At 49.4% G+C, this 25757-nt stretch carries 37 protein-coding genes; 13 read left to right on the top strand and 24 right to left on the bottom strand.

Annotation, left to right across the window (positions count from 1 at the left end; translation table 11 throughout):
• Positions 1-36: 36 nt before the first annotated feature.
• The 20 genes from EH55_RS13060 to EH55_RS12980 all read right to left on the bottom strand — a co-directional run bounded on the left by EH55_RS13060 (position 37) and on the right by EH55_RS12980 (position 12766).
• A complete protein-coding gene (locus EH55_RS13060) occupies positions 37-519 on the bottom strand; it encodes a hypothetical protein (protein ID WP_037978728.1) in 483 nt (160 codons plus the stop codon).
• A 12-nt stretch (positions 520-531) separates the two neighbouring features.
• The gene (locus EH55_RS13710) at positions 532-1836 is read right to left on the bottom strand and encodes a phage major capsid protein (protein ID WP_051682936.1); all 1305 of its coding nucleotides are present in this window, start codon (positions 1834-1836) and stop codon (positions 532-534) included.
• Positions 1837-2586 (bottom strand): ATP-dependent Clp protease proteolytic subunit, encoded by a 750-nt coding sequence (locus EH55_RS13050; protein ID WP_037978727.1) that lies wholly within the window; start codon positions 2584-2586, stop codon positions 1837-1839.
• A complete protein-coding gene (locus EH55_RS13045) occupies positions 2583-3833 on the bottom strand; it encodes a phage portal protein (RefSeq protein WP_141730574.1) in 1251 nt (416 codons plus the stop codon). Before EH55_RS13045 ends, EH55_RS13050 begins: the two co-directional genes overlap by 4 nt.
• 15 nt (positions 3834-3848) lie before the next feature.
• Positions 3849-5546, bottom strand: a complete 1698-nt coding sequence (locus EH55_RS13040; RefSeq protein WP_051682934.1) for a terminase large subunit — start codon at positions 5544-5546, stop codon at positions 3849-3851.
• Positions 5515-5988 (bottom strand): phage terminase small subunit P27 family, encoded by a 474-nt coding sequence (locus EH55_RS13035; protein WP_037978726.1) that lies wholly within the window; start codon positions 5986-5988, stop codon positions 5515-5517. The genes EH55_RS13040 and EH55_RS13035 overlap by 32 nt, the downstream gene beginning before the upstream one ends.
• A gap of 161 nt (positions 5989-6149) precedes the next feature.
• Complete coding sequence (locus EH55_RS13030; protein ID WP_037978725.1) at positions 6150-6530, bottom strand: HNH endonuclease; 381 nt, start codon at positions 6528-6530, stop codon at positions 6150-6152.
• Positions 6531-6740: 210 nt separating this feature from the next.
• On the bottom strand, positions 6741-7340 hold the full coding sequence (locus EH55_RS13025; RefSeq protein WP_037978723.1) for a tyrosine-type recombinase/integrase: 600 nt from the start codon (positions 7338-7340) through the stop codon (positions 6741-6743).
• 193 nt (positions 7341-7533) lie between these two features.
• The gene (locus EH55_RS13020) at positions 7534-8067 is read right to left on the bottom strand and encodes a hypothetical protein (RefSeq protein ID WP_037978721.1); all 534 of its coding nucleotides are present in this window, start codon (positions 8065-8067) and stop codon (positions 7534-7536) included.
• Positions 8068-8085: 18 nt separating this feature from the next.
• The gene (locus EH55_RS13705) at positions 8086-8946 is read right to left on the bottom strand and encodes an ATP-binding protein (protein WP_051682933.1); all 861 of its coding nucleotides are present in this window, start codon (positions 8944-8946) and stop codon (positions 8086-8088) included.
• Positions 8939-9823: a helix-turn-helix domain-containing protein gene (locus EH55_RS13010; RefSeq protein WP_037978719.1), complete on the bottom strand. Its 885-nt coding sequence runs from the start codon at positions 9821-9823 to the stop codon at positions 8939-8941. Before EH55_RS13010 ends, EH55_RS13705 begins: the two co-directional genes overlap by 8 nt.
• On the bottom strand, positions 9816-10022 hold the full coding sequence (locus tag EH55_RS14300; protein WP_141730573.1) for a hypothetical protein: 207 nt from the start codon (positions 10020-10022) through the stop codon (positions 9816-9818). Before EH55_RS14300 ends, EH55_RS13010 begins: the two co-directional genes overlap by 8 nt.
• Positions 9994-10413: a hypothetical protein gene (locus EH55_RS13005; protein WP_201769385.1), complete on the bottom strand. Its 420-nt coding sequence runs from the start codon at positions 10411-10413 to the stop codon at positions 9994-9996. The genes EH55_RS14300 and EH55_RS13005 overlap by 29 nt, the downstream gene beginning before the upstream one ends.
• Before the next feature lie 324 nt (positions 10414-10737).
• Positions 10738-10989 carry a DUF3850 domain-containing protein gene (locus tag EH55_RS13700; RefSeq protein WP_051682932.1) on the bottom strand — a complete coding sequence of 84 codons (252 nt, stop codon included), beginning with the start codon at positions 10987-10989 and terminating at the stop codon, positions 10738-10740.
• Positions 10961-11140, bottom strand: coding sequence for a hypothetical protein (locus EH55_RS14295; RefSeq protein ID WP_141730572.1), 180 nt, complete (start codon positions 11138-11140; stop codon positions 10961-10963). Before EH55_RS14295 ends, EH55_RS13700 begins: the two co-directional genes overlap by 29 nt.
• Positions 11137-11379, bottom strand: a complete 243-nt coding sequence (locus tag EH55_RS12995) for a Clp protease/crotonase-like domain-containing protein (protein WP_037978715.1) — start codon at positions 11377-11379, stop codon at positions 11137-11139. The genes EH55_RS14295 and EH55_RS12995 overlap by 4 nt, the downstream gene beginning before the upstream one ends.
• A gap of 316 nt (positions 11380-11695) precedes the next feature.
• A complete protein-coding gene (locus tag EH55_RS12990; protein ID WP_037978713.1) occupies positions 11696-12025 on the bottom strand; it encodes a hypothetical protein in 330 nt (109 codons plus the stop codon).
• A gap of 89 nt (positions 12026-12114) precedes the next feature.
• A complete protein-coding gene (locus EH55_RS14290) occupies positions 12115-12333 on the bottom strand; it encodes a hypothetical protein (protein WP_141730571.1) in 219 nt (72 codons plus the stop codon).
• Positions 12317-12505 carry a hypothetical protein gene (locus EH55_RS12985; RefSeq protein WP_037978712.1) on the bottom strand — a complete coding sequence of 63 codons (189 nt, stop codon included), beginning with the start codon at positions 12503-12505 and terminating at the stop codon, positions 12317-12319. Before EH55_RS12985 ends, EH55_RS14290 begins: the two co-directional genes overlap by 17 nt.
• Complete coding sequence (locus EH55_RS12980) at positions 12506-12766, bottom strand: helix-turn-helix transcriptional regulator (protein ID WP_037978710.1); 261 nt, start codon at positions 12764-12766, stop codon at positions 12506-12508.
• Between the two features lie 128 nt (positions 12767-12894).
• Between EH55_RS12980 and EH55_RS12975 the strand changes: the two genes are divergently transcribed.
• Complete coding sequence (locus EH55_RS12975) at positions 12895-13074, top strand: hypothetical protein (protein WP_070110203.1); 180 nt, start codon at positions 12895-12897, stop codon at positions 13072-13074.
• A gap of 212 nt (positions 13075-13286) precedes the next feature.
• Positions 13287-13655, top strand: a complete 369-nt coding sequence (locus EH55_RS12970; protein WP_037978706.1) for a hypothetical protein — start codon at positions 13287-13289, stop codon at positions 13653-13655.
• Between the two features lie 425 nt (positions 13656-14080).
• Here EH55_RS12970 and EH55_RS12965 read toward each other — a convergent pair whose 3' ends face one another.
• The gene (locus EH55_RS12965) at positions 14081-14227 is read right to left on the bottom strand and encodes an Arc family DNA-binding protein (protein ID WP_037978705.1); all 147 of its coding nucleotides are present in this window, start codon (positions 14225-14227) and stop codon (positions 14081-14083) included.
• Between the two features lie 130 nt (positions 14228-14357).
• On the opposite strand from EH55_RS12965, the gene EH55_RS14535 reads away from it, so the two are divergent.
• Positions 14358-14531, top strand: a complete 174-nt coding sequence (locus tag EH55_RS14535; protein WP_169738450.1) for a ribbon-helix-helix domain-containing protein — start codon at positions 14358-14360, stop codon at positions 14529-14531.
• Here EH55_RS14535 and EH55_RS14930 read toward each other — a convergent pair.
• Both EH55_RS14930 and EH55_RS12960 read right to left on the bottom strand, forming a co-directional pair.
• A complete protein-coding gene (locus EH55_RS14930; RefSeq protein ID WP_081839605.1) occupies positions 14452-14634 on the bottom strand; it encodes a ribbon-helix-helix protein, CopG family in 183 nt (60 codons plus the stop codon). The two genes, EH55_RS14535 and EH55_RS14930, sit on opposite strands and share 80 nt — an antisense overlap.
• Positions 14635-14853: 219 nt before the next feature.
• Positions 14854-15087, bottom strand: coding sequence for a helix-turn-helix domain-containing protein (locus EH55_RS12960; RefSeq protein ID WP_037978703.1), 234 nt, complete (start codon positions 15085-15087; stop codon positions 14854-14856).
• Between the two features lie 158 nt (positions 15088-15245).
• Here EH55_RS12960 and EH55_RS13695 point away from each other — a divergent pair, with 158 nt between their 5' ends.
• The 7 genes from EH55_RS13695 to EH55_RS12930 all read left to right on the top strand — a co-directional run bounded on the left by EH55_RS13695 (position 15246) and on the right by EH55_RS12930 (position 22542).
• Positions 15246-15962, top strand: a complete 717-nt coding sequence (locus EH55_RS13695; RefSeq protein WP_051682931.1) for an XRE family transcriptional regulator — start codon at positions 15246-15248, stop codon at positions 15960-15962.
• 28 nt (positions 15963-15990) lie between these two features.
• Positions 15991-17082: a type I restriction endonuclease gene (locus EH55_RS12950; protein WP_037978702.1), complete on the top strand. Its 1092-nt coding sequence runs from the start codon at positions 15991-15993 to the stop codon at positions 17080-17082.
• Between the two features lie 60 nt (positions 17083-17142).
• The gene (locus tag EH55_RS12945) at positions 17143-18237 is read left to right on the top strand and encodes a Fic family protein (RefSeq protein WP_037978700.1); all 1095 of its coding nucleotides are present in this window, start codon (positions 17143-17145) and stop codon (positions 18235-18237) included.
• A gap of 315 nt (positions 18238-18552) precedes the next feature.
• Positions 18553-19587: an FRG domain-containing protein gene (locus EH55_RS13690; protein ID WP_051682930.1), complete on the top strand. Its 1035-nt coding sequence runs from the start codon at positions 18553-18555 to the stop codon at positions 19585-19587.
• Between the two features lie 61 nt (positions 19588-19648).
• The gene (locus EH55_RS13685) at positions 19649-20605 is read left to right on the top strand and encodes an ABC-three component system protein (RefSeq protein WP_051682929.1); all 957 of its coding nucleotides are present in this window, start codon (positions 19649-19651) and stop codon (positions 20603-20605) included.
• Positions 20568-20852: an ABC-three component system middle component 6 gene (locus tag EH55_RS14925; RefSeq protein ID WP_354378706.1), complete on the top strand. Its 285-nt coding sequence runs from the start codon at positions 20568-20570 to the stop codon at positions 20850-20852. Before EH55_RS13685 ends, EH55_RS14925 begins: the two co-directional genes overlap by 38 nt.
• 52 nt (positions 20853-20904) lie before the next feature.
• The gene (locus EH55_RS12930) at positions 20905-22542 is read left to right on the top strand and encodes a DUF2326 domain-containing protein (RefSeq protein WP_160170755.1); all 1638 of its coding nucleotides are present in this window, start codon (positions 20905-20907) and stop codon (positions 22540-22542) included.
• 236 nt (positions 22543-22778) lie between these two features.
• On the opposite strand, the gene EH55_RS12925 is transcribed toward EH55_RS12930, so the two are convergent.
• Positions 22779-23966 carry a site-specific integrase gene (locus tag EH55_RS12925; protein ID WP_037978695.1) on the bottom strand — a complete coding sequence of 396 codons (1188 nt, stop codon included), beginning with the start codon at positions 23964-23966 and terminating at the stop codon, positions 22779-22781.
• A gap of 425 nt (positions 23967-24391) precedes the next feature.
• Between EH55_RS12925 and EH55_RS14035 the strand changes: the two genes are divergently transcribed.
• The 3 genes from EH55_RS14035 (at position 24392) to EH55_RS12915 (ending at position 25682) form a co-directional block, all read left to right on the top strand.
• Positions 24392-24523 (top strand): type II toxin-antitoxin system HicA family toxin, encoded by a 132-nt coding sequence (locus tag EH55_RS14035; RefSeq protein ID WP_236617147.1) that lies wholly within the window; start codon positions 24392-24394, stop codon positions 24521-24523.
• A gap of 40 nt (positions 24524-24563) precedes the next feature.
• Positions 24564-24962 carry a type II toxin-antitoxin system HicB family antitoxin gene (locus tag EH55_RS12920; RefSeq protein WP_037978693.1) on the top strand — a complete coding sequence of 133 codons (399 nt, stop codon included), beginning with the start codon at positions 24564-24566 and terminating at the stop codon, positions 24960-24962.
• A 108-nt stretch (positions 24963-25070) separates the two neighbouring features.
• Positions 25071-25682 carry an IS256 family transposase gene (locus tag EH55_RS12915; protein ID WP_051682928.1) on the top strand — a complete coding sequence of 204 codons (612 nt, stop codon included), beginning with the start codon at positions 25071-25073 and terminating at the stop codon, positions 25680-25682.
• Positions 25683-25757: the final 75 nt, after the last annotated feature.

The raw sequence follows: 25757 nt of genomic DNA, 5'->3' as shown, positions 1-25757 counted from the left end.
CCATAAGCAAAGAGGGGCGCGGGGCCCCTCATAAATTCAGGAGATGAGCGACGGGCTGTCCTGCGCGCCGTAACGCAGATCTCCTACTATATACTCGGCCGAAATCAGATTGGCGGCGTTGGACTGGGCGGCTTTGACGCATATCCACTCATAGCCGTTCGCCTTGTCCAGAACGTCGGTATCAACGTGGAAGACGACTATTTTGTTCTTTAGCGCCGCCGAAGTGGTGAAGCCTACAGCCTTGTCTTTTTCCGTCAGCTTGTCGTCGGCGGCGCAGTCCTCGTTCGCCCATATCGGCACTCCCTCCGTTATGGGCTTTGATCCCGTGCCGGCCGCCGCCTTAGCCTGTTCGATGGTGAGCGCCACCGTCGCCGCGTTGCCCTGGGCGATATGCACCACTATCGCGACGCGCGGCGTATATCTCATATTTATATAGTCCCCGGCCGCCGCGGCAGCCCCCGTGCAGGGGGCTATCGCTTCTACGATCCGCGTCTCTTCCGCAAGTGAAAATCTACCCATGTCGATTCCTCCTTACGCCCTCTCCGCCAGACAGACGAACGGGCTCATCTTCTTGTTCCCTTTTAGCGTCGTATACGGCGACGAATCCCACGGCTGCCCGTTGTTCCTCTGGATGAAGCGGAAAGCCGTCTCGTCCGTCACGAACTTCACATGGATCGACGTTTCGATCTCCGTCGCGCCCTTCTCGATCAGCAGATACTGGCTCAGGTCGGCGAAAATGATATCGCCCTTATCCCCTATCTGCGGGCAGCGCTCGCAGGGGATTATCGGCCTGCCGAGCAGCGTGCCGTACAGCCCACCGCTCAGGCCCGTCGGCGGAATATAGATCGGCACGTCCCCCAGCATCAGGAGCGGCAGGGCCTCCTGCACTCCGACCTGCGACACCAGCCACACCGCGCGCTGGACATACCTCGCCGGCATCGAATAGAACATCTTCAGGATATTCTCCTTCACGATGGTATCCGCCGCCTGCCCCGATTCCTTGGCGACAGTCACCAGCGCCGGGCTGTTCATGAATCCGAGGCACTGCCCCGCGCCCGTGCCCTCGTATATTTCCGCGTCGAGCTTGAAGGCGAAGTTCGCGCGGTATCCGCGCTGGATCAGCGCCGTCAGCGCCGTCGCGTCGCGCAGCGAACGGTTGGTCACGTACAGCAGCCCGTACATATCCTCCAGGCGGACGTCGCGCGGCTCCATAGCAGCCGTCTTACCGCCCGTCATCTCCTCCGCCTCGCCCTTGCGGAAGACGGCGAAAGCGCCGCCCCAGGGCCCCTTGCTGCGGTCTTTGTCCTTGGCCTCCATATACTCGAAGCTGTCGGAATTCGGCCCTATCGGCTGGCGGTCGACGCGCGAAGAGAGCTGCCCCTCTTCCACGGCGGATTCTCGCAGAGTCGTCGCGAAATCCGTCTGAATGAGGAATCCGACCTCGCCCGACAGCGTAGTCGATACACCGGCGGCGGCGTTTACCGCCTTCATGCGGTTCTCGGCCTGGTCGACGGGGTAATTCACGTCTTCGCGCCCGGAAAGGCGCGCCACGGCCTGCAACTGCTCGCCGAGCGTGTTGAACGGGCGCTCGTTCTTGTCCTTGGGCGTCAGCGGCGCCTTTACGCCCGGACGTCCCGAAGCCGGCTCCGGCGCCTCGTTTACAAATCCGTCGAGCTCTTCGAGCGACCTGCGGCGCTCTTCTTCGGCCGCGATATCCGCCTTGAGCTGCGCCGCCTCCTTCTGAAGCTCATCCCATTTCGCCTGATCCACATTCCCCGCGGCGTTCACTTCTTTCATTTTCGCCACGATGTCCCTAAGCTTTTCAACTTTGTCCATCTACATTGCCTCCGTAAGATAAATTTCCAGCGCCCGCATCTCCTGCGCGCGCCTATCAGCCTGCGCCGCGTCTTCTTCGCCGCCGTCGTCGTCGAGATTTATGATTTCGTCGATCAGCCCCAGATCGAGCGCCTTCTCCGCCGTGAGATACGAATCGCGCCGCATCATCTCGGAGACTTCTTTCGCCGACATACCGGATCGCGCGGCGATGAGATTGACGATGGCCGCCTCGCTGTTCTTCACGCTCGTCAGCCCGTCCTCTATCTGCTCGCGGGTCCCGTAAAGAATCGCCGACACCGGATGAATCAGATACTCGGCGTTGGGATACGAATACCGCCTCGCCGCCGCCTGCATGATGGGGACCCCCATGCTGTAGACGGCTCCCGCGCCGATCATCGATATCTTTACGTCGCGTCTGGCGTTCCATTCGCGCACCATATCGACGATCTCAAAACCGTCGGCCACAGTGCCGCCGTAAGTGTTGAGGGAAATCCTGACCTCATTGCACCGGCCCGCGATCTTCGAGTTGTAACTGTTCTCTATCGCGTGGAAATACTGCACCATATTGGCCGTCACATAGGCGTTCAGCCTCAGCGTCATCACCCCCGCGTCGACCACCGCGCCGTCGATGTCGTCGGCGGCCGCCCTTCGCACGTCTTTCGGCTCATCGAGCCAATCTTCCACGTAATTCCGCAGGTCGTCGCCGGGCGTGAGAAAAAGCGGCGCGCCGATCGAAAACTTTCGCTTCATTCGCCTCCTCCTTTCTGACCAGGGGCGTCCTGTCGTCCGGCCGCCGTGATCGGGATCATGTTGCCGTTGATAAGATAATCGTCGCCGCCGTCTTCCGCGGGTATCGGGTTCATATCCTCGAGCTCGCGGATCTCGTTGGCGTTGAGAATCCCGTTCTGCCGCATGCTGGTGTAATAGGCCGTTTTGGTGGCGAGGGCCACGCGCCAGCGCGAATTGAGATTGAATTTGAAAAAATATCCCGACTCTTTTTCCGCCTTCGTCAGCAACACGCGCCGCAGCTCTTCCTCCCATTGGATGATTCGCGGCTGGATGCACTGCTGGTCGAACTCCATGCTCTGATGTTCGATATTGCTGAACGTCGCGTGGTCGAGTATCGCTATCTTGTGCGGCGGTACGCCGAAAAAGCGGCAGACCTCCAACATCTGATACGTCCGTGTTTCCAAGAACTGCGCCGCGTCGTTCGGGATCGTCAGTTGCTGGAACGTTAAGCCTTCCTCAAGGAACATGATGCGCTGCGCGTTCGTCAGTCCCTCATAGCTCTCGCGGAACGACGTCTTGAAATTATCGAGCGCCTCCTGGCTCAAAGCCCTCGGATAAGTGGCGATGCCGGAGGCCATAGCACCGTTCTTGAAGAAATTGGAGCCGTAGACCTCGGCGGCGAGAGCCAACCCCAGCGCGTCGCGCGCCAGTGCTACGAAGCTCATGCCGACGACGCCCGAGCCCATCGCCCGCAGATGCAACATCTGTGAGTCCTTCAGCGTCGCAGCCGTTCCGCCCTCGACCATGACCGAATAATAGAGGTCTTTCTTTTCGTCGCGCTTCTTCGTCACGCGCCACGCGGGAATCGGCCAGATGCTGGTTATCTCCCCGCTCCTGTTCCTCACTATCTCGGCGTAGGCGTTTCCCCACAGCTCCAGATTGAGCGTCATCGTCCTCTTGAAATCCGAAGCCGTCATCTCCGGATTCGGCTCGTAGCGCAGAAGCGAAGCGAGCCTCCCAGGGACACGCTCCTTCCCGGTAGGCGTGTTGCGCAGGAACTGGACCGGCGTAGCCGCTATCTCCGAAGCGATCACGCGGATACAGGCATATACGGCCATTATCTTCACCGCGTCGGACTCCCCAATCTCTACCCCCGCCTGCGAAAGCGTCTTGAACATCGGCAGCCCCATGAGCCAACGCTCTATCGGGTCCCTCGGCTCCTCTCTCAGCGCGGACAGCGCCTTTTTAAACCTCGTCAATAAACTCACATATCAACGCCTCCTTTATATTGAGACCACGCCGCGAAGCTCATAAACGCTGGGCGCCTTGCCGCCCTGCGCCGTGGCGCGCCCTATCGCCATCACCGCCGAGACGGGGCCGTCTATCTTCTCGCGGCTTTTTTCCTTGTCGAGCTTTATGTTGCCCGCCGGGTCCTGTCGGATGACAACGTTGCTCATCATCCAGTTCATCACCGGATTGCCGCCGTGATGATACTTCTGCGACATGATGAGTATCTCCAGCTGTTTCGCCGCCGGCGAAACGCTCACAAACCCCTGCCTGAAAACGACCATTTCAATGCCGTTGTCTATCAGGTGATTGGTTATCTCAGTCGCGTTGTAAGGGTCATAGGCCAGTTCGCGCATCCTATAGAGCCGCGACAGTTCGAGGATGCGGTGCTCGATGAAGTCATAGTCGATCACCGACCCGTCGGTCGCATGGATCAGACCGTCGCGCACCCATACGTCATAGGGCACGCGGTCGCGCCGCACGCGCTCCTCGATGCGGTCCTTCGGTATCCAAAACTCATAGAGATTTTTATACGAGCCGTCCGGCATAGGGAACGTCAGCGTCAGCGCTGAAATATCCGTCGTCGTCGAAAGGTCGAGCCCCCCGTAGCATTCGCACCCCGCGAGCGCCTGTGCGTCGACCTCGCCCGCCGTCTCATTCCATCTGTCCGGCGTTATCCAGACGCTTTCGGCGTTCGTCCACACGTTCATATGCAGCCGCAGGAACGGATTCAGCGAAGCCGGAGAATGCCTCGCCCTGCGCGCCTTCATGCGCAGGTCGTCGACATGCACGGAGACGCCGAGATTCGGATTCGGCTTCATCCAATTAAATTCATCTTCCCAATCGTCGCCGTCGTCCAGCGTATATATCATGCCGAAAAACTCATCGTCCGGCAAAATCCCCTGCAAGACCTTCTCCGTATGGTTATGCTTCTCCCTGCATATGCCGTTCTGATTCACGCCGGCGGTCGTGATGGAGAAGATAAGCGGCTGCCGCCGCGCGCCCGTAGCCGTTTCGAGCAGGTCGTAGACGTCCCGCGTCTTGTGCGCGTGCAGTTCGTCGATTATCCCGCCGTGTACGTTCAGCCCGTCCAGCGTGTCCTTGTCCGAGCCCAGCGGCTCAAATTTCGACATTGAATCTGCGACGTACATATTGCTTGCGTTGACCGTTATATATTTCTGCAGATCCGCCGAACCTCGCACCATGCGCTGCGCTTCCGTGAAAATGATCTTCGCCTGGTCGCGTTTCGTGGCGACCGTGTAGACCTCCGCGCCCGGCTCGGCGTCGCCGTCGAGCAGATAAATACCGTTCCCCGCCGCGTAAGTGGATTTGCCGTTCTTGCGCGCAACTTCAAGATAAGACGTGCGAAAACGCCGCAGCCCGTCCTTTTTTCGCCGCCAGCCGTAGAGGCAGTAAGTCACGAACTGCTCCCACGGCGAAAGGATGAACGGCTTCCCCGCCCACTCGCCTTTAGAGTGGTGCAGAAAAGAGAAGAACTTCAGCACCCGTTCGGCTTCCTTCTCGTCGAAATAATAACCGCGCTTCCCCGCCGTCTTCAGGTCGTCCACGTGACGCCTGACGGCGAGCTTCACCCAGTTACAGACCGGCACCTTGTCGTTTATGGCTGTATCTATATAGCGAAGCGCCCAGCGCAGGGAATTCTCACGAGGACGCCCCGCGCCTGATTGCAGCATAGCCGCCGTCGCCTCCCGTTTTGTTGTCGCAGAGCAGCGCCTTCATTACGCGTTGTTTCGCCGAGGGCGTAAGCCCGAACTCCACCTCGAGCTTAAGCAGCTCCGTCTGCGCCTGCCGCATGATCCGCCACGAAGGGTTATTCCTCTCGTTTTTCGTGCCTACGTCCAAGACCGCCCCGCGCTCCTCGACGTCACTGCGGGCTTTCACGTAGACCGAAATCATATCTATGTAGCGCACAAACGCCTGTCTGTCGCTCTTCTTCGCCACGCCCGCTTCGACGAGGCTCGCCCAAAGCTCTTTTTCGCCCGGCATCGCCAAGTCGCCGGCGTCCGTAAGAGCGTCCATCGGCAGCTCGACGAGCGGCGGCTCCTTCTTCTTATGGCTTCTGCCGCCGAGCTTCTTTATCGCCTCCGGTTTCGGCTTCCTACCCCTTGTCGCCATTTTCCGCCCCCCTCCTTTTCCCACATTTCGGGCGCGTTTCCGCAGCGTTTCGAGCTCGGTCTAAGAGTGGAAACGACCAGAGATTTGACATCCCCCTCCCATGTGGCCCTACCACAAACGGCCACGGATCAACTACGTCGCAACTCTCAATTTTTCGTGCCCTAACAGCGCTTTTTCCGCTCCGCCGCTGTCTTCTGATTGTGGTGGAACACACACAGAGCCTGAAGGTTTGCAGGGTCTGTAGGCGATCCTCCGTCTGAAATCTCCACTATATGGTCAGCTATGACCGCGGCGCTGATCCGGTTATCCCGCAGACACATCTCGCAGAGAGGATGCCGCGCGAGAAAACGCTGGCGTATCTTCTGCCACTCGTGAGAGTGGTAGAAACGATGACGTTCCGGACGGTTGCGGTCATATGCGCGGTTGCTTTCCGCCTGCCGGTCTGATTCGTAATATTTATGCGCGAAGCAATACCGTTTGTTGTATTCGACCAACACGCCGCACCCTGGAAAAGCGCAGGGCTTCTTCGCCGCTTTCGGCATTCGAATCACCTCTTGTTTTATTTACTTTTAGTTACCACAACACGAGAAACGTCCATAAACGATACCAATGTCCCATATCTTATATTGTGGGACATTTGAACGACGCCGCGACGATTTCAAAAATATACGGCTACACAGCGGATTTTCTCACTTCTGGACTTGAGTATTTTCGCCCGGCCATTTTCGGCGGTTTGACCAATGAAGGGTAAGTCAGGCCATTATCGCGCCGATCCGCTGGTAGACCGAGTTTAGTTCATCTTGAGTTATCCCGATATAGCGTTTTGTGACGGCGATATCGGAGTGGTTGAAAATCTCTTTTAGATACATAATGTCAACACCGGAGCGAAACGCGTGGTATCCGAAGCTCTTGCGCAGCGAGTGGCATGCGACGGGCTCCGTGACGCCGGCTCGCATGGCGATTGCCTTTATCAACCTTCCCGCCTGTCGGCGCGACAACGGTTTGCTCCCCCGCCTATATGGAGACGGGAAGAGCCATCCCCCGGCCGCCGCCATGCCGCAGGCGTCGAGCGCGTCAAGCTGACGCTCTATCGCGGCGCGCGCCGACTTGACGATTTCTACTTGCTTTCCTTTGCGCGTCTTCTGTTCGTTCACGACATAGGAGCGTGCCACCTGCCACTTGCCGCCGATCTTCCGTGCCACATCCGAGATGCGGAGCGAAAGAAGGTCCTGCACGCGCAGCCCTGTATGAAAACCCATTTCCAGCAGACAGAGGTCCCTCGGCCGCACCGAGGCTATTTCTTTCATGCGCTTTATCTGCGCGATCTTTCGTATCGGCTGGACTAACTTCAAGCCATCACCTTCTTTATAAAAGCCCCGCCCATTGTGAAGGGCGGGGCACTCCTTCGCCTCCAAACATAAAAAACACCCCGAAAAGCTGGGCTTGCCGGGGCTTCGCATCATTGTGATTGCAAAATATGTGACGTTATAAGTATACGCTATTGACGGGACACAGCAAGGCCCTTAGTGCGGACACCATACTTTATCAATTAAGCCTTTTGTGCTTGGGAAAGTAGTTAAGGTTGAATCCGTCTGAATAACTCCATGACAACAAAAAGATTGCAAGGGCGCGAAGGATTTTTTTGTAGCGACGGCGAAGGGTTTTGGGCGTTATATCACTATGACGGCGGCAGATGATCGCGCTCATACCGCCCTGCCCGTCCCGCAGGAGCCCACCCGGACGAACGAAGAGAGCGTGTGTTTCAAGTATTTTCCACTGGTCGGGATAGTCTGCCTTAAACTTTAGAGTTGCCGCGTGTATCTCCCTCCAGCCTCCAACAGCGCTAATGATATCTTCGAGATGCTCAACGGATTCAAGTATCCTCTGTGCCTGCGGAATTTTTTCGCCTCCGTCGATACGCACGCCATACTCCACTTTATTCCCCCCGAGCATTTCATACATTTGAACAGCTCCAGGCGGCGGGGCTATTCCCAGCAATATAGCCAATCCGTTTTCGCTCTTCGAAATAATGAATTTGAAAAAATCTACCAGATCCGAAGGATGCACTTTTTCGCCCATCGCAGTCTCCTTAGCAGCTTAGCGATCCTGCCGCTTAAGGCTGCGATAATCGATGTCTTCCAGCACAATGTAGTGCCCGAAAGTCTGATCGGTCAGGCGGCTTACAATCTGAGGTCCGCGTTCGCCGGCTATTATTACGAGATGATCTTTGCTCACAGCGTTGGATGTAATCGTGATTGGCTTGCGTTCCCGGTAACGCTGGTCAATAAGCTCCCAAAGGCGCTCTGTTACCCAATCGTTGTCTTTCTGTGCGCCGAGGTCGTCGAGGGCGACAAAGTCCGTGCTTTTTATGGCGTCCTCGATTTTTGGCAGCGGAGAGTAGGGGCCATACCCACGCCTTATTTCGTCCAGCAGAGCCACAACGGGGATAAATATCGCCGACTTTCCCTTGGCGAGCCACGCGTGAACCATTGCTGCGGCAAGATGCGTCTTGCCGGTGCCGGGCGTACCCATGAGGGTGAGGGCGAGCTCCTGCGCCACGCAGTCTTGAGCTATTGACTTTGCCAGCCCGATTTTAGGCGTGCGCCGTATGGTGGTGAAATTCTCAAATGTCGCATGCTTAAATAGATCCGGTATCCCACAGTTTTTTACGTAGGTTTCGATCGCCGCTTTCTTTTCAGCCATGATTCGAACTTTGCAGGGAGTGCAGGCAGTCTTGTAGTACGGCGGGCGCGACGCGGAGTAAGGGTATAGCACTGGCAGATAAATATACCCGTGATGTTTGCAACCGGAGATGCCGGGGCAATGCTGATAGCAGTCTTTTTGCTCCATTGCGATTTCAAGCTCTATCGTATTGTCAGGGATATCACACATAGAGGCTTGAGGGCAAGACTGCCGCACCCATTCAAGTATTTCAAGTTTTTTAGCGTATTCACTCAATTTGCTCGACTCCCTTTCCGAATTTTTCAAACAGGTACTTGTCGTGCTCGGCTTCCTCCTGTTGCGCCTGCGTCAGTGCCGCGCTGTTGTCCGGCGGAGCCTTTTTTCTTGCCACACGCGAGTTCTGGCGCCGAAGCGATTCGTAAAGATAATCCGCGGTGATGCCCGACAGTGGACGCCCTCGCGCGTTAAACCGCTTCACGGCGGTATTGATTTCCTGCTGGATACGCGCGGGCAGATGTATTTTTTCAAGCGCCATCAGCGAACCCACCTCCGAGGGTATCAGGCTCTTGCGTCCCGTTTTGAGCAATAAATATTCCGCCGTTGGGCGCATCACCAAAGGGATTTTTTCGATGAGTCCGATATCCTCCGGCTCGGCTTCGGAGGCGTCAGCCTCCATTACCGTAGGTAATGTATTATTTGATTCTGGTTCTTGTAATTGGTGTGCATATTTTGCACCCTGCTGAGTGCATATTTTGCACTCTGGTTGTTCGGGCTGCTTCTGCTCCTGCTGGGTGCAAATATTGCACTCTGCCTTATGTCCGATAATTTTATACATTGAAGCAATCTGATGTCCGTCAGCAAAACGTCGATTACGTTTGATGTACCCGTGCTCTTCAAGTTCTTTGAGCGCGTACATCACCGTGCGGCGGCTGACGCCGCACTCCGCCGCGAGTGTTTCGGTTTTGAGCGCCCATTCTCTGGTACCGATATCCACAAAGGCGACAAGTACGGCATAGACACCTTTGGCGTTGAAGGAAAGTGTTTTGTCGCGCAGTACGCAGATATCTACGGTCGCAAACCAGAAATCGCGAGTGTCCTGTATGTGTAAAGTGGTTTCTTCCGGGGTCATTGTTTTTTCGTTCACTTCAGGCATATTTTTCAGTTCCCCTTACGTCATTGTTTTCTTCCATATATTTGCACAGAGCCGTCCGGTATCCGTCGCGGAGCCGTTCACAGCCGCGACCGAGCCAGCAGATGGGTTTGCGCTTGTTCTCCGAGTAGAAGTAGCAATCAGAAGCGCACATCTCGCCGTCCATCGTAGTTCTAATTTCCTGTCGCACGTATCGTTCCATCGTCCTCGACCCCCTTAAATTCGATAGCCCACACCCAGGGGTTGGCGTCCCATCCGGCGAGCCCGTAAGGTTTATGCAGCCAATCCCAGGTGCGGCGGAACGCGGCGCGATAGCTTTCCGAGCAGCATAAAGGTTTTACGCCCTCCTCCATGGCTTGCAGTTCGGTTATGTCCTGTAGGCGCTGTATGTTTACCTCCAAGATCGTCAGCTTTATCCTTGAGGCCCAATACGGCATGAAAATCGACGGTATCCAAGGCCCGCCGGCGGGACTGCGATCCCATTCGCATTTGTATACAGCCACACTGTCTGGGTCGGACGGGCTTACCTTCCGCCGTATTCCTTCGCCGCATTGACAGACGGCCGCCGGCACGATTTTGTATGTTTCACGCACCCAGAGGCGGTCTCCAACGCTCCCGAATGGGCACCGGACAGAGTAAAATTCCTGCACGGCTTTATCTTTTTCGGGCTGCGGTTTCAGCGGCCTGCGCGTTTGCGTCTTGCGTCCCTCTAACAACGCTCTAACCATTGGAGCGCTGAAGAGGATAGGGCGTTCTTTATTTAGCTTTTGCTTCATGGAGCCCTCTTTTCCGCGCAAAGGCGTCCAGGTCGGCCTGTGCGTCTTCCATCGTATGGCGCATGGTTAATTCGTTGGCAAAAAGGAATATGCGCTCATAGCCTTTCGAATCGACAAAAAAGGTTGCAAAATTTACGCCGTTCACGGACTGATATGCTTTAACGTAAAGGGTCCGATTACGGTAAAGATAACGTTTACACATTTATCGCCGCCTCCAATCATAAAAGTCAAATGCCGGGCATTGTTCGGCTCAGAACAGTCGTATTTGTGGAAGCACAAGACGTCGCCTTTCTGAAAGCCTCTGTCGTTCTTGCGCACCTCAAAAGGCTTGTCGCCGCTCTTGACTGCGTCCCAGTAGTATTTATCAAGCTTCAAGTGATGTGTCTGCTGCATCATTATTCCTCCCTAAAATTCTCGTTCCGTTGGCTTCGCATCTCCGTTTGTATTCGTCGAACGGGTAGAGTTCATCCCAGCCGTGGCGAAGGTAGTATGCGTACAGCTCAGACTCGGTGCATTCTACGATTTTGCCTTTTCGCGCTTTCATTTTCTTTCCTCCTGCCCCTCGACGTCCTCGATCAAGAATTTAAGATCGCGCCACGTCTCAAAAAGACTGTTCCAATCCTTTTCGACAGACTCCTCCATCTCGTCGATCAAATCCTGCGCCGCCTCAAGGTCATCAACAGCGCTCCCACCGCAATACCTTGTCGGCAACCCCTCCTCGTACCTTTCCAGCAGCTTTTTCAGCTCGTCGAGCTGCTTCTCAGTTATTATGTAGCGTTTCATTTTTATTCGTCTCCCTTCATAAACACAATCCGGGGCGTGCGGCAACACTGCCCCCTTCATCTGGAGCCCCACGCGTGGCCGATAGATATAAATTTTCTGCAAACAGGGTGCAGAGTTCGTCTTTGGAACGAATTCTTGTCGTATTTTTGAATGAGCTTTTCAGCAATGGGCCGTATCTTATCATTCACTATCTCATAATCAAATTCCGTATCCGCTTTTGCCGACATCTTGTATGCCTCCCAATTGTGATATAATTGGAAATGGAAGTTGTAGCTTCCATTTCATTTGCAAATTGTTTTTCGCACTCCCCCTTGGCTTACGCCGAGGGGCTCTTCTTTTCTCGCCTGCACGTAGCCGGCGGCAGAGCCTTCACACCGGTCTCTTTTTCGTACCGTTTGTCTATCTCGGCAAAGCTTTTCTGGAGAAAAACCAACGAAAACCTTATAACTACGCCGCTCTTCCGGATAGACTCCATGATTTTTTTCCACGTATGCCCGGCCATACGCGCGGCGCGTATCTCGGTATAAAGGGACTCGATGAGCTGCGTCTTCAGCTGCTTCTGCCCGTATGAAGCGCGCGGGTTGCGCGCCAGCTCGGTCAAAGCCATACGCGCCCGGCCAAGCCCCGGGACGTCGAATTCCGGCATCTTAGGATGCCTCCTTCAAACTTTTCTTTTGGGCAAAAACGCCAAGGGGCCTCACCCTGCCATGGTAGATATACCGTCTCGTCTTTATATCAGACATCCCTTTGCCCTCTTACTTCCACCCTCGGCCCCCAGCAGCCGCGCCCGAGCCTCTGACAGCCGTAACAGTCCATATTTCGCAGCTGGGCGCCTTTCGCCGTATAGCGCGCCATGCCGTCCGCGTTGCCGATGCGTTTTTCTTTCGTCCCGCAGGAGCAGGACAGAAACACGCCTTTCTTCGCCGCGAATAATCTCCTAAAAATTTTTAACATCCGCTTTCCTCCTTCTTTCGTCCCACGCCGCGGCCGCTTCTTTGCGCGTCCGGCGCGTCGTCTGCCTGTAACATTGCGGGCAGAGCACGGTTACCTTGTTGTTAGCGCATATCACCGATACCAGTCTGTTGCCGCATACGCAGCGGCCGGGTTCGCCGCCTGTGATGATCATTTACCTTTCCCCTTTCACACGCTCCCTTCTCGGCAGTCCGTCGGCGTAGCGGTCGATATCCTTCAGGTCGTACCGCACCATTTTGCCGATCTTCACCGACGGGATCTGCAGCGTGCCTTTGCGCTGATATTCGTCCAGCGTATAGCCGCTCATACCCATATACTCCGCCGCCTCGTCGCGCGTAAGAAAACGCCGCAGCCCCCGCTGCTCCTTTTCAAGCAGCTCGATCAGGTAATCGAGCTTTGTTTCAATCTCTGTCATTTTTTTGTCTCCTTTCTGTAGCTTAAATTTAATAGGTGTATTAGCAACATTACATCTGGAATATTAGCACAACTTATTTTACTATGCAATAGGTTGTTTAGTATCATATTACATAGGGGGTTATGCAGTTGTCAGACATTGTTGCCACTCAGTTGAGAATTGATAATCGGCTCTTTGCAAAAGCTAAAATTTTAGCCGCTGTTTACGACGAATCGTTTAACGCCTTCGCATCAAGGATCATCCAGTCCGAGGTAGAACGTTATGAGAATGAGCATGGCGCGCTTCCAGAGCCTCTGAAATCAAGATAATAGCCATTTGATTTGTGGATACGCTATTATCAACGGCTTCGTGCTTGACCGTTTTCCATAAGCTTGGATCTATCCGTAGCTGCGTATGCAATATGCTTTTTATATTCTCCACATCCTCACCTCCAAGCTTTTGCGCTGTGCTATATGCACCATGACAATCGAATACCGGGCTTGTTTTTTATAGGGGTTATAGAAATGAAAGGAGCCCCATTTTGAAAGATTTAACTTGTAAAGAAACATTTACTGGTGCATTCTCTACTCTGTTTGGGGCAGAAGAGCCGCCTCTTAAAAATATGAGGTTAAACTTTCTTACTTCTGCCGGATTGATTTCAGGAATACCCTCATCTAACAAAGGAAGCTCTAATCTGCAAGAGGAGTGCATTAGGGCGGTTGTCGAACAGACTCATCAAAAGATAGAAGAATTGGAACTTCAGGAAAGTATTAAAGGCAAGTATATAATCCTTAAAGATGTAAAAATCATCACCGGCTCTAGGGAAATCAACATTGGCAGCCTAATACTATTCACTGATGAGATTGTCGGCCTTACCTTGTCAGGAGACGTTGAAGTTGATTGCCAATAGCTCTCTCTTGCTCTTTTGTTAATGATGGATTTCCGATTTCTATATTTATATGTTCGAATTCTTGAAAATCTTGACGGAGCAGCTTAATCTGTTCTGTCATATTTTCTATTGCAGCAATAAGCGTAGATTCCAATATCACACCCCCTTAAATTTAATATGCCCGGTATTCGATTGTCATGGTGCTTTGTCGCCCACTCAGCGGCTGCTTTGACAAAATAATCAAGCGGTCTTAAAAGGCAGCTTTCGCTCTGGCGGGAGCGGGAGCCCTTTCTGCCGCGGGGTAACGTACTCTGCCCAAATCGAGCGCATCTTCTCCGCGGCTTCATCCTCGGTTAGCCTAAAATCTAACGGAATGTTGATACGTACACGGCAGCTGCCGCCCGGGTAACAAATAATTTCAACTTCTCCGCTGTAATTCACAGTGATTACCTCACTTTCTTGTCTTTAGCCAGCGCTTCTAGCACCAGCTCGACCACCATCTTGTTCACGCTCTTGCGCTCCTGATAGGCGCGCTCCTTAACCTGCCTGTAGACCTCCGCCGGCCATCGTATCTGGCTGATTATCAGTTCCATCGGCTCACCTCCCATGCTGTCGTGGTTGTTTCTACCACAAATAATATCATAAACATATGATAAAAGCAACCACATATTACCACCAATTACCACAACTATTTATGATATTCTGTAGCCGGAGGTGGTAACAATGACGACAAAAGTCAGGAACATGAGAATCGATGATACTGTTGACGAAAAACTACTGCTGATTGCCTCTGCCGAAGACCGAAGCATTAGCAATACTATGAGCTGGTTGCTGAAGGACGCAATCGAGCGTTATCTTGAAGCGCATCCAGCCCTGTTAAAATCAAATGCCGAATAAGATTTGACCGGCTCCTATCCACCCGTGCCGCGCACTCGTCAACCCTACGCACGGTATCGTCGTCAAGCCTTATGTTGATTACCGTGCTCTGTTTTTTCTCCACGTCTCCACCCCTCTTTCATGAAGTTTTTGTTTCGCCCGGTATTCGATTGTCATGGTGCACCTTCCAATTACGCCAGCGCGGCGGATAGTGCGTTCATCAGCCGCTCAGCCGAGCCGCGAGTTCCCGGTTCGTCGATGCGGCCGTCTGCTCCAAGGTCGAGTGCTTCCTCGATGCCGAAATAAAATCCCGCATACGCCTCGGAAAGTTCCCGCGCCTCAGCTATGCCGTCTCCCCGCCCGTTTTCGCAGACGGGGACGACGTAGGGTTTACGTCGTCGCGCAGAAGTTCGTCCAACGTGCAGCCGAGATAATCACAAAGCTCGGGCAGAATGCTTGGATCTGGATTATTTACGCCATTGCGCCAGCGTGATACAGTTGCAGTTGTTGTATTAAAGCGTTTTGCTATTACGATATTCGTAATTTTTTTATCTTTCATAATCCTGTCTAAATTCATTTTCTCACCTCCTTGCATTACATAATATTACGCAATATGTAATAATTCAATAGGTCTAAAAGCCCATATTTCGTTTTATGTAATATGCAATTACAAGAAACGCGATTGCCAAAATATTACGCTTTTCGTATCCTTATAATTACAAAGGAGGGTTGAGCTTGATAGGCGAAAGGATTTCTCTCAGACAAAAGGAAATAAGAATAAAAACTAATGAATTGTTGGACATTATTAATGTTACGGGGGCTACCTTATCGCGTTGGAAGAATAACATAAACGAGCCGGACGATGAGACAAAACAGCGCCTCGCCTCCGCCCTCAACACCAGCGTCGCCTATCTGATGGGTGAGACCGACGATCCAACGCCGCCGCAGGCGTCCCGTGTGGGCACGCCGGATCTGGAGCTTCAATCTAACGTGCGCCCCATACCGCCTGAGAATATCCTGATGGTGCCTATGGTATCGCCAGAAATACGCCTTTCGGCGGGTAACGGCAATAACTACGACGTCGACGCGCCAGAGCTTGAATTCGTCGGCACGTGGCCGGTATTCGACGCAGAGCTGTCCGCATTTTATTCTGACAAATCGCTCAGCTGCATGACGGTAGAGGGTGACAGCATGGAGCCGCAGATACATGACGGCGACATCGTCGTGTTCAACCACAGCCATGATTGGGTGAGCGGCAATGTCATGGTCGTCTGCTTGGACGGGCGGCTCATGGTGAAGGGTATGGTCAGCCAGGGAGAAGGCAAACCGCCGATTCTTCGCTCTACCAATAGGGACTACATGGACATCCAAGTCAACGTGGATTCGTTCTTTTTAGTCTATGGGAGGGTCTTGCGAATAATCCGAGTTTCAAAACCGAAACCAGTGATTTAAAGTAAATAATTTCAGAGGAGGATATATCATGGAGCTTATTGACGCAATAAAAGTTATTGTTCAACGCAATAAGAACATGGGGGCGAGTATTCAGACTGAAGAAGCAACAAAAACCGCCCTTGTGATGCCTTTTATCCAAGCACTTGGATATGATGTATTTAACCCTGCAGAGGTCGTTCCTGAATTCGTGGCTGATATTGTTGACCGCAAGGGCGAAAAAATTGACTATGCAATTATGAAAAACAATGAGCCCATAATGTTAATTGAGTGTAAGTGGAGCGGTGGTGATCTTACACAGGACCATCGTGTACAGCTTGCGCGTTACTTCATGGTGGTGCCCGCAAGGATCGGCATTCTTACAAATGGCGTAGAATATGAGTTTTATGCAGACCTTGACGAATCAAAGCAATTGGATAATAAACCTTTTTTGAAATTCAATATCAACGATGTGAATGAAACAGCACTTCGAGAGCTTAAAAAATACAGTAAAAATGCATTCAGCATTGATGCAATTATTCCCGCAGCTGAGGAATTAAAATATACAAATGAGATGAAAAACTATCTTGCAGATATGCTTGCCGATCCGGATGAGGACTTTACGAAGTTGCTTACGAAGCAGGTGTATGATAGAAGGCTTACCGCTCCATCTTTAGAAAAATTTAAGGCAATCACCAAAAAAGCTCTTTCGCAGTTTATAAGCGATAGGGTGAGCGACCGTCTCGCCTCTGCCCTACAAGAAGAAAAAGCCTCTGCTTCGATGCCGCCAGAGACGGTTTCAGAAACACCAACAGCAGAAGAGAATGAAAAAGGCAAAATTATAACTACCCAAGAAGAAATTGACGCCTTTAATATAATCCGCGCAATCTTATGCCGGATTGTCCCTATAGACCGTGTGGCAATGCGCGACACGCAGAGTTATTGCGGAATTATTTTCGATGACAATAACAGGCTACCTATTTGCAGACTATATTTCAACACTAAAGGTGCTTCTGTCGGTATATTCGATGAAGTAAAAAAAGAAACAAGGTATCCGTTAGAGAATATAGGTGATTTATATAATTATACAGAACAATTAGTTAAAGTAACAGAAAAATATTTTAATGACCGTAATGATAAATAGCAAGTAGGAGGGCGACATTATGAATTTGCAAGGTAGGAGGAACTTTTAGGAGGATTTTTGATGGAACCGTATATTCCAGAAATGCTTCCACTTAAGGGCATCATAGATTGCGAACGTTTACTTACATTTGTCGCCCGGGCAAATATGATGTTAGGGCGTTATGACGGGTTACTTTGCGGTATTGTAAATCCGACAATAATGCTCTCGCCGCTAATGAACGAAGAAGCTGTTTTATCCTCCAGGATAGAGGGCACACAAGCAACGGTAGATGAAGTTCTGGAGCATGAGGCCGGTCTTGTCAGCCCTAAAAGCAACCACGAAGATATCAAGGAAATCATTAATTACCGTAAGGCATTGCTCTCGGCACAGAAACACCTCGAAGACAAACCCGTTTCTATGTATCTCATTCGGGAAATGCACCGTATTCTGCTGGACAGTGTACGAGGCCAAAATAAATCTCCCGGCGAAGTGCGAAACGAGCAAAACTGGATTGGTCCAGCTGGATGTTCTATGGAAAACGCAAGTTTTATCCCACCTGACCCAATGCAGCTCTCTGGTTTCCTGGAGAATTGGGAGCAATATGCCCGCGCAAACGAGAAAGACGCAATCATCCAAGCGGGAGTTCTACATGCCCAATTTGAGATGCTTCATCCATTTAAAGACGGCAATGGCCGTTTGGGGCGCATACTTATCCCATTATTCTTATATCAGAAAAAAGTTATCTCGCGGCCGATGTTCTATTTAAGCTCATATCTCGAAGGACACAGAGACGAGTATTACTTAAGACTGCGCAATATCTCAAGCAACAAAGAATGGAATGAATGGCTTGAATTTTTCTTAAACGCCGTTACGGAGCAGGCTGTGGCAAATGTGCGGAAAGCAGGTCAAATCATGGCTTTGTACGAGGAAATGAAAGGTAGAATACAGTCCATAACACACTCGCGATTTACTGTCGCGGTACTGGACAGTCTTTTCTGGAGTCCGGTATTTAATGTTATAGAATTTGCCAAAAATGCCAATGTCCCCAGAGCCACGGTAACCACAATCATACGCAAATTAAAAAAGCATGACATCGTGAAAGAACTCAAAACTGGAAAAGGAAGATCGCCAAGCGTATACTGTTTCCATAGTTTATTGGATATCGTAAAAAAATAAATTACTTTTATAAACTTTTTGCTACGCGTATTTTACGTTTTACGATTAGCAAAATCTTTTGCTTATTGCAGATGATTAGCAACCCAGAAAAAAGCAAGGAAAAAGACGATCATCGGGATTTATTTTACACCACGGCCCCCTGCTCCCAAATGCTCAGCCGTTTCCAGCCTCGCAATGACGTCAGAAGCGCGCCGGGCGAGAGAAAAACCGTAACGGTGAAAAAGTAAAAAACCCGAAGCACAAGCCATAGCCAGGAAACTGAAAGTACGAGATGCAAACCGAATTGAAGTCATTAAGAAGGAGAGGCAACTGTTCATGAAAAACAATGAAAAATACAAGAATATACAATTTGTAGGAGAAATAGGGACTTTTAAAGAATTTCAGGACGTAATCAAAAAGGAGAATTGTTCAAAAAAAAGTAACTCGACTTTGCTTTTTAGAGGGCAAAATAAGCATTATAATGAACTTATTCCGTCGTTATTTAGAGATGATGGATATATACAAAACGAATCTAATATGGTTAGAGATGCATTTTCTAAATATGCATATTTTTTAGAGGAAGACAAAACAACTTTTGATAGTTTGGTAAAACTTCAACATTACGGATTACCGACAAGATTACTGGACATAACATTAAATCCTTATGTTGCTCTTTACTTCGCTTGTATAGAAGAAAAACACAAAGACAATAATGGAGAATTTTTTGTCATAAACGCTTCAAAAGTATTTTCGCCTGATGACTATCTTGTATCAATGTATGCAAATCTTGCCATGCTTAACACGGATATGAAAGAAAAGGGTCTTATTGTGCCTGCTATGGGAGAAGAACTTACTGAAAAACTGAATGACGAATTTAATTCAAAAATGGAATATAAAATGCGTGAAGATGAAAAGAAAAAACAAGAAGAGGCTGTTAAGGATTTAATGTCTCTGATAAATAAAGAAAGGTCAAGTTGTAGTAATTCCTATTACGTAAAAAATATCAACAAAGATTTAAATGGGGGCATTTGTGTAAGTGCTAAAATAAATAATCCGCGTATAAAAGCTCAGTCGGGAGGTTTTCTCTTATTCGGAGCAAGAGACTATCGCTCTTCAAAAGAGCACAAATGTAGAAGGGTAGACATTAAATTATATGAAATAAAAAATACTGTTAAAGAAACAATGCTTGAAGAATTGGGAAGTATGAATATTACAAAATCAACACTTTTCCCAGAAATGCAGGAACTCATAGAAGAAATAAAATTAAAATACAAGACTGAGCCCTTACAACCTAAGGTGACATCTTATAGAAAGGTACAAATGGACGATATAATGCCAATCAAAAACAAGACAGAACAACACGTAAGCTAAAGAGAGATAGAACTTCGTTTTTCAGGGCACGCGGACTGGCTCGGAACAAGGAGGATGTAAAGTGTCAACCCATATCATGGAACGACAGATACGAGATTATTTTGAACTGCGTGTGCATCAGAAATCCGGCGTGGAATTTCAAGAATTTTTTTCAGATATAATGATAGCCATAGATTCAAGGTTCATAAAAATTGCCAGCTACCGAGGCGATGGCGGTAATGACGGGTGTATTACAGAAGAAAAACGATATTATCAAGTATACGCTCCAGCTCCTTCAACGTCCCAACAAACAGTATCGCAATACGCAGTGCAAAAGTTAAACACAGACTACAATAAGCTGAAAAAACATTGGGGACCAGTCGAGCATTTCCACTTTGTTTTAAACGATCATATGAGAGGAATCGATCCGAATGTTGTCTTGCAGCTTACAAAAATAAAAGATTCGGACCCTAATCTGCAAACAGCCGATCCGATCGGTATGGATCGTTTGTACAAAATGTTCTCCCAGCTTCAGCAAGACAAGCAAATGCTAATTATAGAGTATATCCCACTTGATGGAAGCGGGATTCCTAATCATGAATATTTAAAAAATATACTCACTCATTTCCTAAATATGCAACACCGCTCAAATGTTGATAGCCCTTTAGTATCTCCAAAGTTAGAAGAAAAAATTAGGAGCAATGGACTCACTCAAAAAATTCGTGATAGAATATTGGAAAATAGCAAATATGTTAGTGATGTGGAGGATTATTTTGTCTCTTCACCAGATGAAGAACAAAAAATAGCAGCTTTATTAAGGCGAATATATTGCAAAGTAATAGACGAAGTGCATGACTATTCTGCTAACGCGCCGGACATACGTTATCATGAAATGATACGTTCTATGTTGCCATCAGATGTTAAAGATATGGATCTTGAAACACAGAAAAGCTATTACTATGCAGCCGAGATAATTTTTACAAAATACTTTGAAAGCTGTGATGTTTTTGAACCGCCATTTAGCCCTGATTCCCAATAAGCATGTAAGGATAGACCAGTCAATCTTAGCTTTGGCTGGACATTGTCTTACCATGCTTGACACGCCTAAGACAGCGGACGAACTGTACGCGGCTTTGAATTCAGAGGGCTCCGGTTGGAGGTTTAAGCCATCGATGGACTATATCATATTGGCACTGGACACTCTGTATGCAATAAAAAAAATCGACTTTACGTCATACGACAGAGTATGTGTGATAGAACATGAAACTGTTAAAACTTTATTCTAACAACCCATCGTTCCACGATATACAGTTCAATCCGACTGGGCTGTCTATCATTATGGGAGAGACATCTCAATCCGGCGAAAATGCTTCTCTTAAGGGGAATTGTAATGGCGTAGGTAAAACTACGGCGCTGCGCCTGGTAAATTTCTGTCTAGCTGCGAATAGCAACGAAGGTTTAAAGAAAATCCCAAAAGAATGGTCGTTCTTTCTTGAGTTTGAGTTAAATGGACAAAATCATCGGATTGAACGCTCAGTCGGTAATAATACGCTTGCTTTGGATGACAAGGCTATAAAGCTTGCTCGGCTACAAAAATTTTTTGATGGAAACGGACCATTCTTAATTGATAAAAATGTAAGCGGTCTATCATTCAGAAGTCTCATCACTCGCTTCATGAGGCACAGACGTGAGGATATTTCAGATGAAATTTATCCTGTCAGCAGCGATCAGAAGCCCAGTGACGCAACTATTCGTTCTCTCTATTTGTTGGGTGCAGCCTACCTTCTGGCAGAACGAAAGAAACTAAATGCTGTAAAACTGAATAACATCAGAAATCAAATTAAACAATATAAAGAGATAAAGAAAAACTCCAGAAATAACGAGCTGGGCATAGATGCAGATCTGGCTTCTCATAAGCAACGATTAGAGAGACTGAAGGCGCAGCTTGAGAATATGAACATATTTGAAGCTTTTGATGATATTCGGAGAGAAATAAAAGACAAAGAAGAAAAGATAGAAACATTATTTCAGAAAATCTCGATAAATAATTATCAATTAGCTTCCATAAACAAAGCCCTGGATTACACCCCAGATATGACGGCAGATGAGCTAAAAGGTCTCTATGAGGGATTGAAAAAGCTTTTCAAAGAAAGTGCGTTAGAGCATTTCGATAAAGTAGAGGTTTTTCATAAGCAAATGGCAGAAAACAGGACACATAGGCTTGAATGTGATAAGCAACAGATACAGGCAGAAAATGAAAGATTAAATAATGAATATTTGCATTTAAAGGAATCCGCGAAACGGTTGGAGGCACAATTAAAGAATAGGCACTCTGAAAATGAATATCAGGCTTTGCTACAAGAAAAAAATATGCATGAGCTTGAAATAGAGCGGCTTGGAGTAGTTCAGAAGGAGATCGCGGCACTGGAGCAGCAGCAGGCAAAAATACGGAGTATTATTGCAAACGATAATTTCGAGGCGACTAAGTATGTAGCGAGCTCTCCGCTCGATTGTCAGTCAGGACTCTTTCAACGGCTGATGTTACAGTTCGGGGAGGATATACCTGCTGGCATATCCATTACGGCTAATGGTGGTAATAACCAGATACAATTCGACTTAAAGGTGTCTGCTCAATCAGGCAAATCGACCGGCATCACGCACGAGATGACCTTAGCATACGACTGGCTGCTGTTGACCCATGGCAGTAACCATGATCTTGGCTTTGTCTGGCATGATAATGCACTATTTGCCGATATAGACGCCGGACATCGCGCAAAATGGATGGAATTTATTTATCAAAATAGCATTGATACAGGGAAACAGTATATTATGTCTATCAACTCAGAGAATTTTGAAAAAAGCTCTCCTTACTGGTCAGAAGATATACTGCAAAAATTACAAGAACGCGTGATTATGAAGTTATCTGGAGAAAAGGATACAGACAAGTTATTAGGCATTTATTTCGATGATAAATAAAATGAATGTGGCCTACACAGGATAAAATCGTTCTATCTGAAAACGTGGAAGAATACAAGAAAGCCCCTGACATAATAGCGAAAATAAAAAGCAAACAAAAAAGTTAACCCCGGGGGCAAGGGAATTCTTGGCGCCAAGCGCCTACTCCCATTCGGGAACCCAGCCTATATCCCTCACAAGTTAACTTTAAGGTTATTATATGATTTTATCGAATTATGTAAATAGGCATATAGACTTTATATCATATCAACAGCCTTTTTCTTTACATTCGGCGACAGGTGCGCGTAGCGCATGGTGGTGGATATGTCGCTGTGCGTCATCAGTTCGCGGATAGTGTTCAAGTCCACGCCGGCCATGGCGAGGCGCGAGGCGAAGTCGTGCCTCATGTCGTGCCAACGGAAATTTTTGATGCCGGCCTTTTTAAGAACTACCGCGAAAGACTGATCTGCGTTATCCAGATAACCGCCGTCTTTCGGCGAAGGGAATACGATTTCGCCAGGGCACTCCTTGCGCCATGCCTCTAAAACGGCTTTGACCTTCCTGCTCATCGGGATAATCGCCGTCTTCTTATTCTTAGCCCATGAAGCGCGCAGCGTGATAGTGTCGTTGTCAAAATCAATGTCGCTCCAAAGCAGATGGAATATCGCGTTACGGCGAATGCCGGTGCCGAGCGCCGTAAGTATCAGCGGCTTGAAATAATCGGCATAGACTGTGGCGCTGGTATCCGGCAGATGCTGCCCTTTGGCGTGGGCGCGAGTACGGGCGCGCTTGGCGCGCAGTTCGTCCTCGCGTTCGTCGAGCGCAACCATGAGCGCTGCGTATTCTTCATCTGTAAGATAGCGGACTTTCTCCTCGCTGTCGGCCTCCGGAAGCCTTGGGAAGCCTTTCAGCGGGTTGCTGTCAATAAGTTTGTGCTTATATGCATATGTCAGCGCGCCTTTGAGCATATCGACGTTCCTGTTGGCCGTCGCGGCCGTAACTGTTTTTATCCGCTTCGAACGCCATTGTTCGATTTCGATGAAGGTGATGCTTTCAACAGGCCGGTCGAACAGCCACGTGAAATGTTTTTTGATACAATCGATGGTGTATTGTCCGGTTTTATAATTTTCCAGCTCATGAGTAGTATAATATTTATCGAGCAGTTTTCTAAGAGTGAGCTTCGGTTTGAAGGTTTCGCCGGCTTGAATTTGAAGCAGCATCTCTTTGGCTCTTTCTCGCGCCATCTGTGGAGTGAGCACGACTGCATCGCCGATCTTCTTCATCGTGCGGCGATTTGGAAGCTTGACATCAAGGTAATAGGTTTTAGTGCCGGAGGGCGAAACGCGCAGGATAAGTTCATTTATGAGTTTATCGCGTACGTTGAACTTCTTGTCGGAAGGCTTGAGCTTTTCGACGTAATTGATTGTAAGGTTGATATTTGCCATTGAAAAAATCGCACCTCCGGTACTCGCCGGGTACTCACGAGCTATATCGTTTGAGCAATATTATAGCAAGCTCAAAAAATAATGGAAGTGTGTTAATTCAGTATTAGCAACAGAAAAATTAACTTTTACAATTGTTTAAAATTAGTCTAAAACGTAAAAAAAATAACTACGGATCCGAAGGTTACGAGTTCAAATCTTGTCCGGCGCGCCATTTGTGAATACAGGGGCTCCCTTACGGAAGCCTCTTTTTGTTTTATCTATGAAAATTCTCGATTTACCCCAATATTTCAAAAGGCGCGTTTTTCATTTCAGTCAAAAAGTTTTATATATTCTTGACAGTTATGCGTATAATATAATCACAAGGGGGTAGGGATGTGAGGTTTCGGGAAATTGAAAAAATCCTTTTGAAGGATGGATGATGGAGGTTGAAAAACGTCAAAGGTTTCCATTATCGATACATCCACCCCACAAAAAACGGCAAAATCACAATCCTGAGACACACTGGGGATCTCGACCAAAGAACAGTAAGGTCGATATTGGAACAGGCGGGGCTTTAGAAGCCCCGCGCCGTCCGCCGATAAAAGGAGGCTGTTTATTATGAAATTAATCTATCCGGCCTGTTTCTACCCCTGCGAAGAAACGAAAGGCGCTTACACCGTTGAAGTGCCCGACCTTCCGGGATGCGTGACACAGGGCGATTCTCTCGCAGACGCCATTCTGATGGCTACGGACGCCGCGTCCGGCTGGGTGCTGGACGAACTCGAAGACGGAAAAGCCGCGCCGGCTCCCAGCAAAATGTCGGACGTCGCGCCGAAGGAAGGCGGCTTCGTAAACCTTATCGTCCTCGACATGGACGGCTACGCCGCCAAGTACGGCAATAAGGCGGTGCGAAAAAATCTGACCATTCCCGCGTGGCTGAATGCGAGAGCCGAAGCGCGGAATATCAACTTCTCACAGGTCCTGCAGGAAGCTTTAGAAGAGAGAATCGGCTCGTAATCAAGCAGCCGGCTCGAGAGTATAACAAATTCTGTGTAAACTCCATAGAGAAGAAAGCAAGCCTCCTGGATTGGTGTTAAGATAAATTCAATCCAGGAGGATATTTTTATGGCAAGACAGAGAAAACTGACACCGGAAAGAAAAGCGCTTATTCAGAGTCTCCTTTCCCACTACAAACCGGAAGACGCCCAGGACGTACAGGCTATGCTGAGGGATCTTCTCGGAGATACGATCCAGCAGATGCTGGAAGCCGAGATGGATGACCATCTCGGTTACAGCAAATATGACTACAAGAACAAGCATACAGATGACAGCCGCAACGGCTACAGCCCTAAAACAGTCACCTCTTCGGCCGGAGATATCCCGATCGACGTCCCCAGAGACCGCAAGGGTGACTTCGAACCGCAGTCAGTCAAAAAGAACCAGACCGATATCTCAAATATAGAGGATCAGGTCCTGTCCATGTATGCAAAAGGCATGACGACCCGGGATATCTCGGCTCACCTGCAGTCTATCTACGGTGTGGATGCCTCTGCTGAAATGATTTCGCGAATGACGGATCGAATTCTGCCGATTGCCAAAGAATGGCAGAACCGGCCGCTGGCCAAAAAGTATGCAGTCGTCTTTATGGACGCCGTGCATTTCAATGTGAGGCAGACGGCCGAACCGTCAAGAAAGCCGTTTATGTTGCTATTGGGACAAGACTGGACGGCATCGTGAGTCCTTGGCCTGTGGTCGGCGGAATGAGAGCGCCAAGTACTGGGTCGGTGTCCTTAACGAGATCCGTAATCGCGG

Origin of the sequence: Synergistes jonesii, from assembly GCF_000712295.1 — a bacterium.
Classification (GTDB): domain Bacteria; phylum Synergistota; class Synergistia; order Synergistales; family Synergistaceae; genus Synergistes; species Synergistes jonesii.
This window is presented reverse-complemented; position numbering and strand designations above follow the sequence as displayed.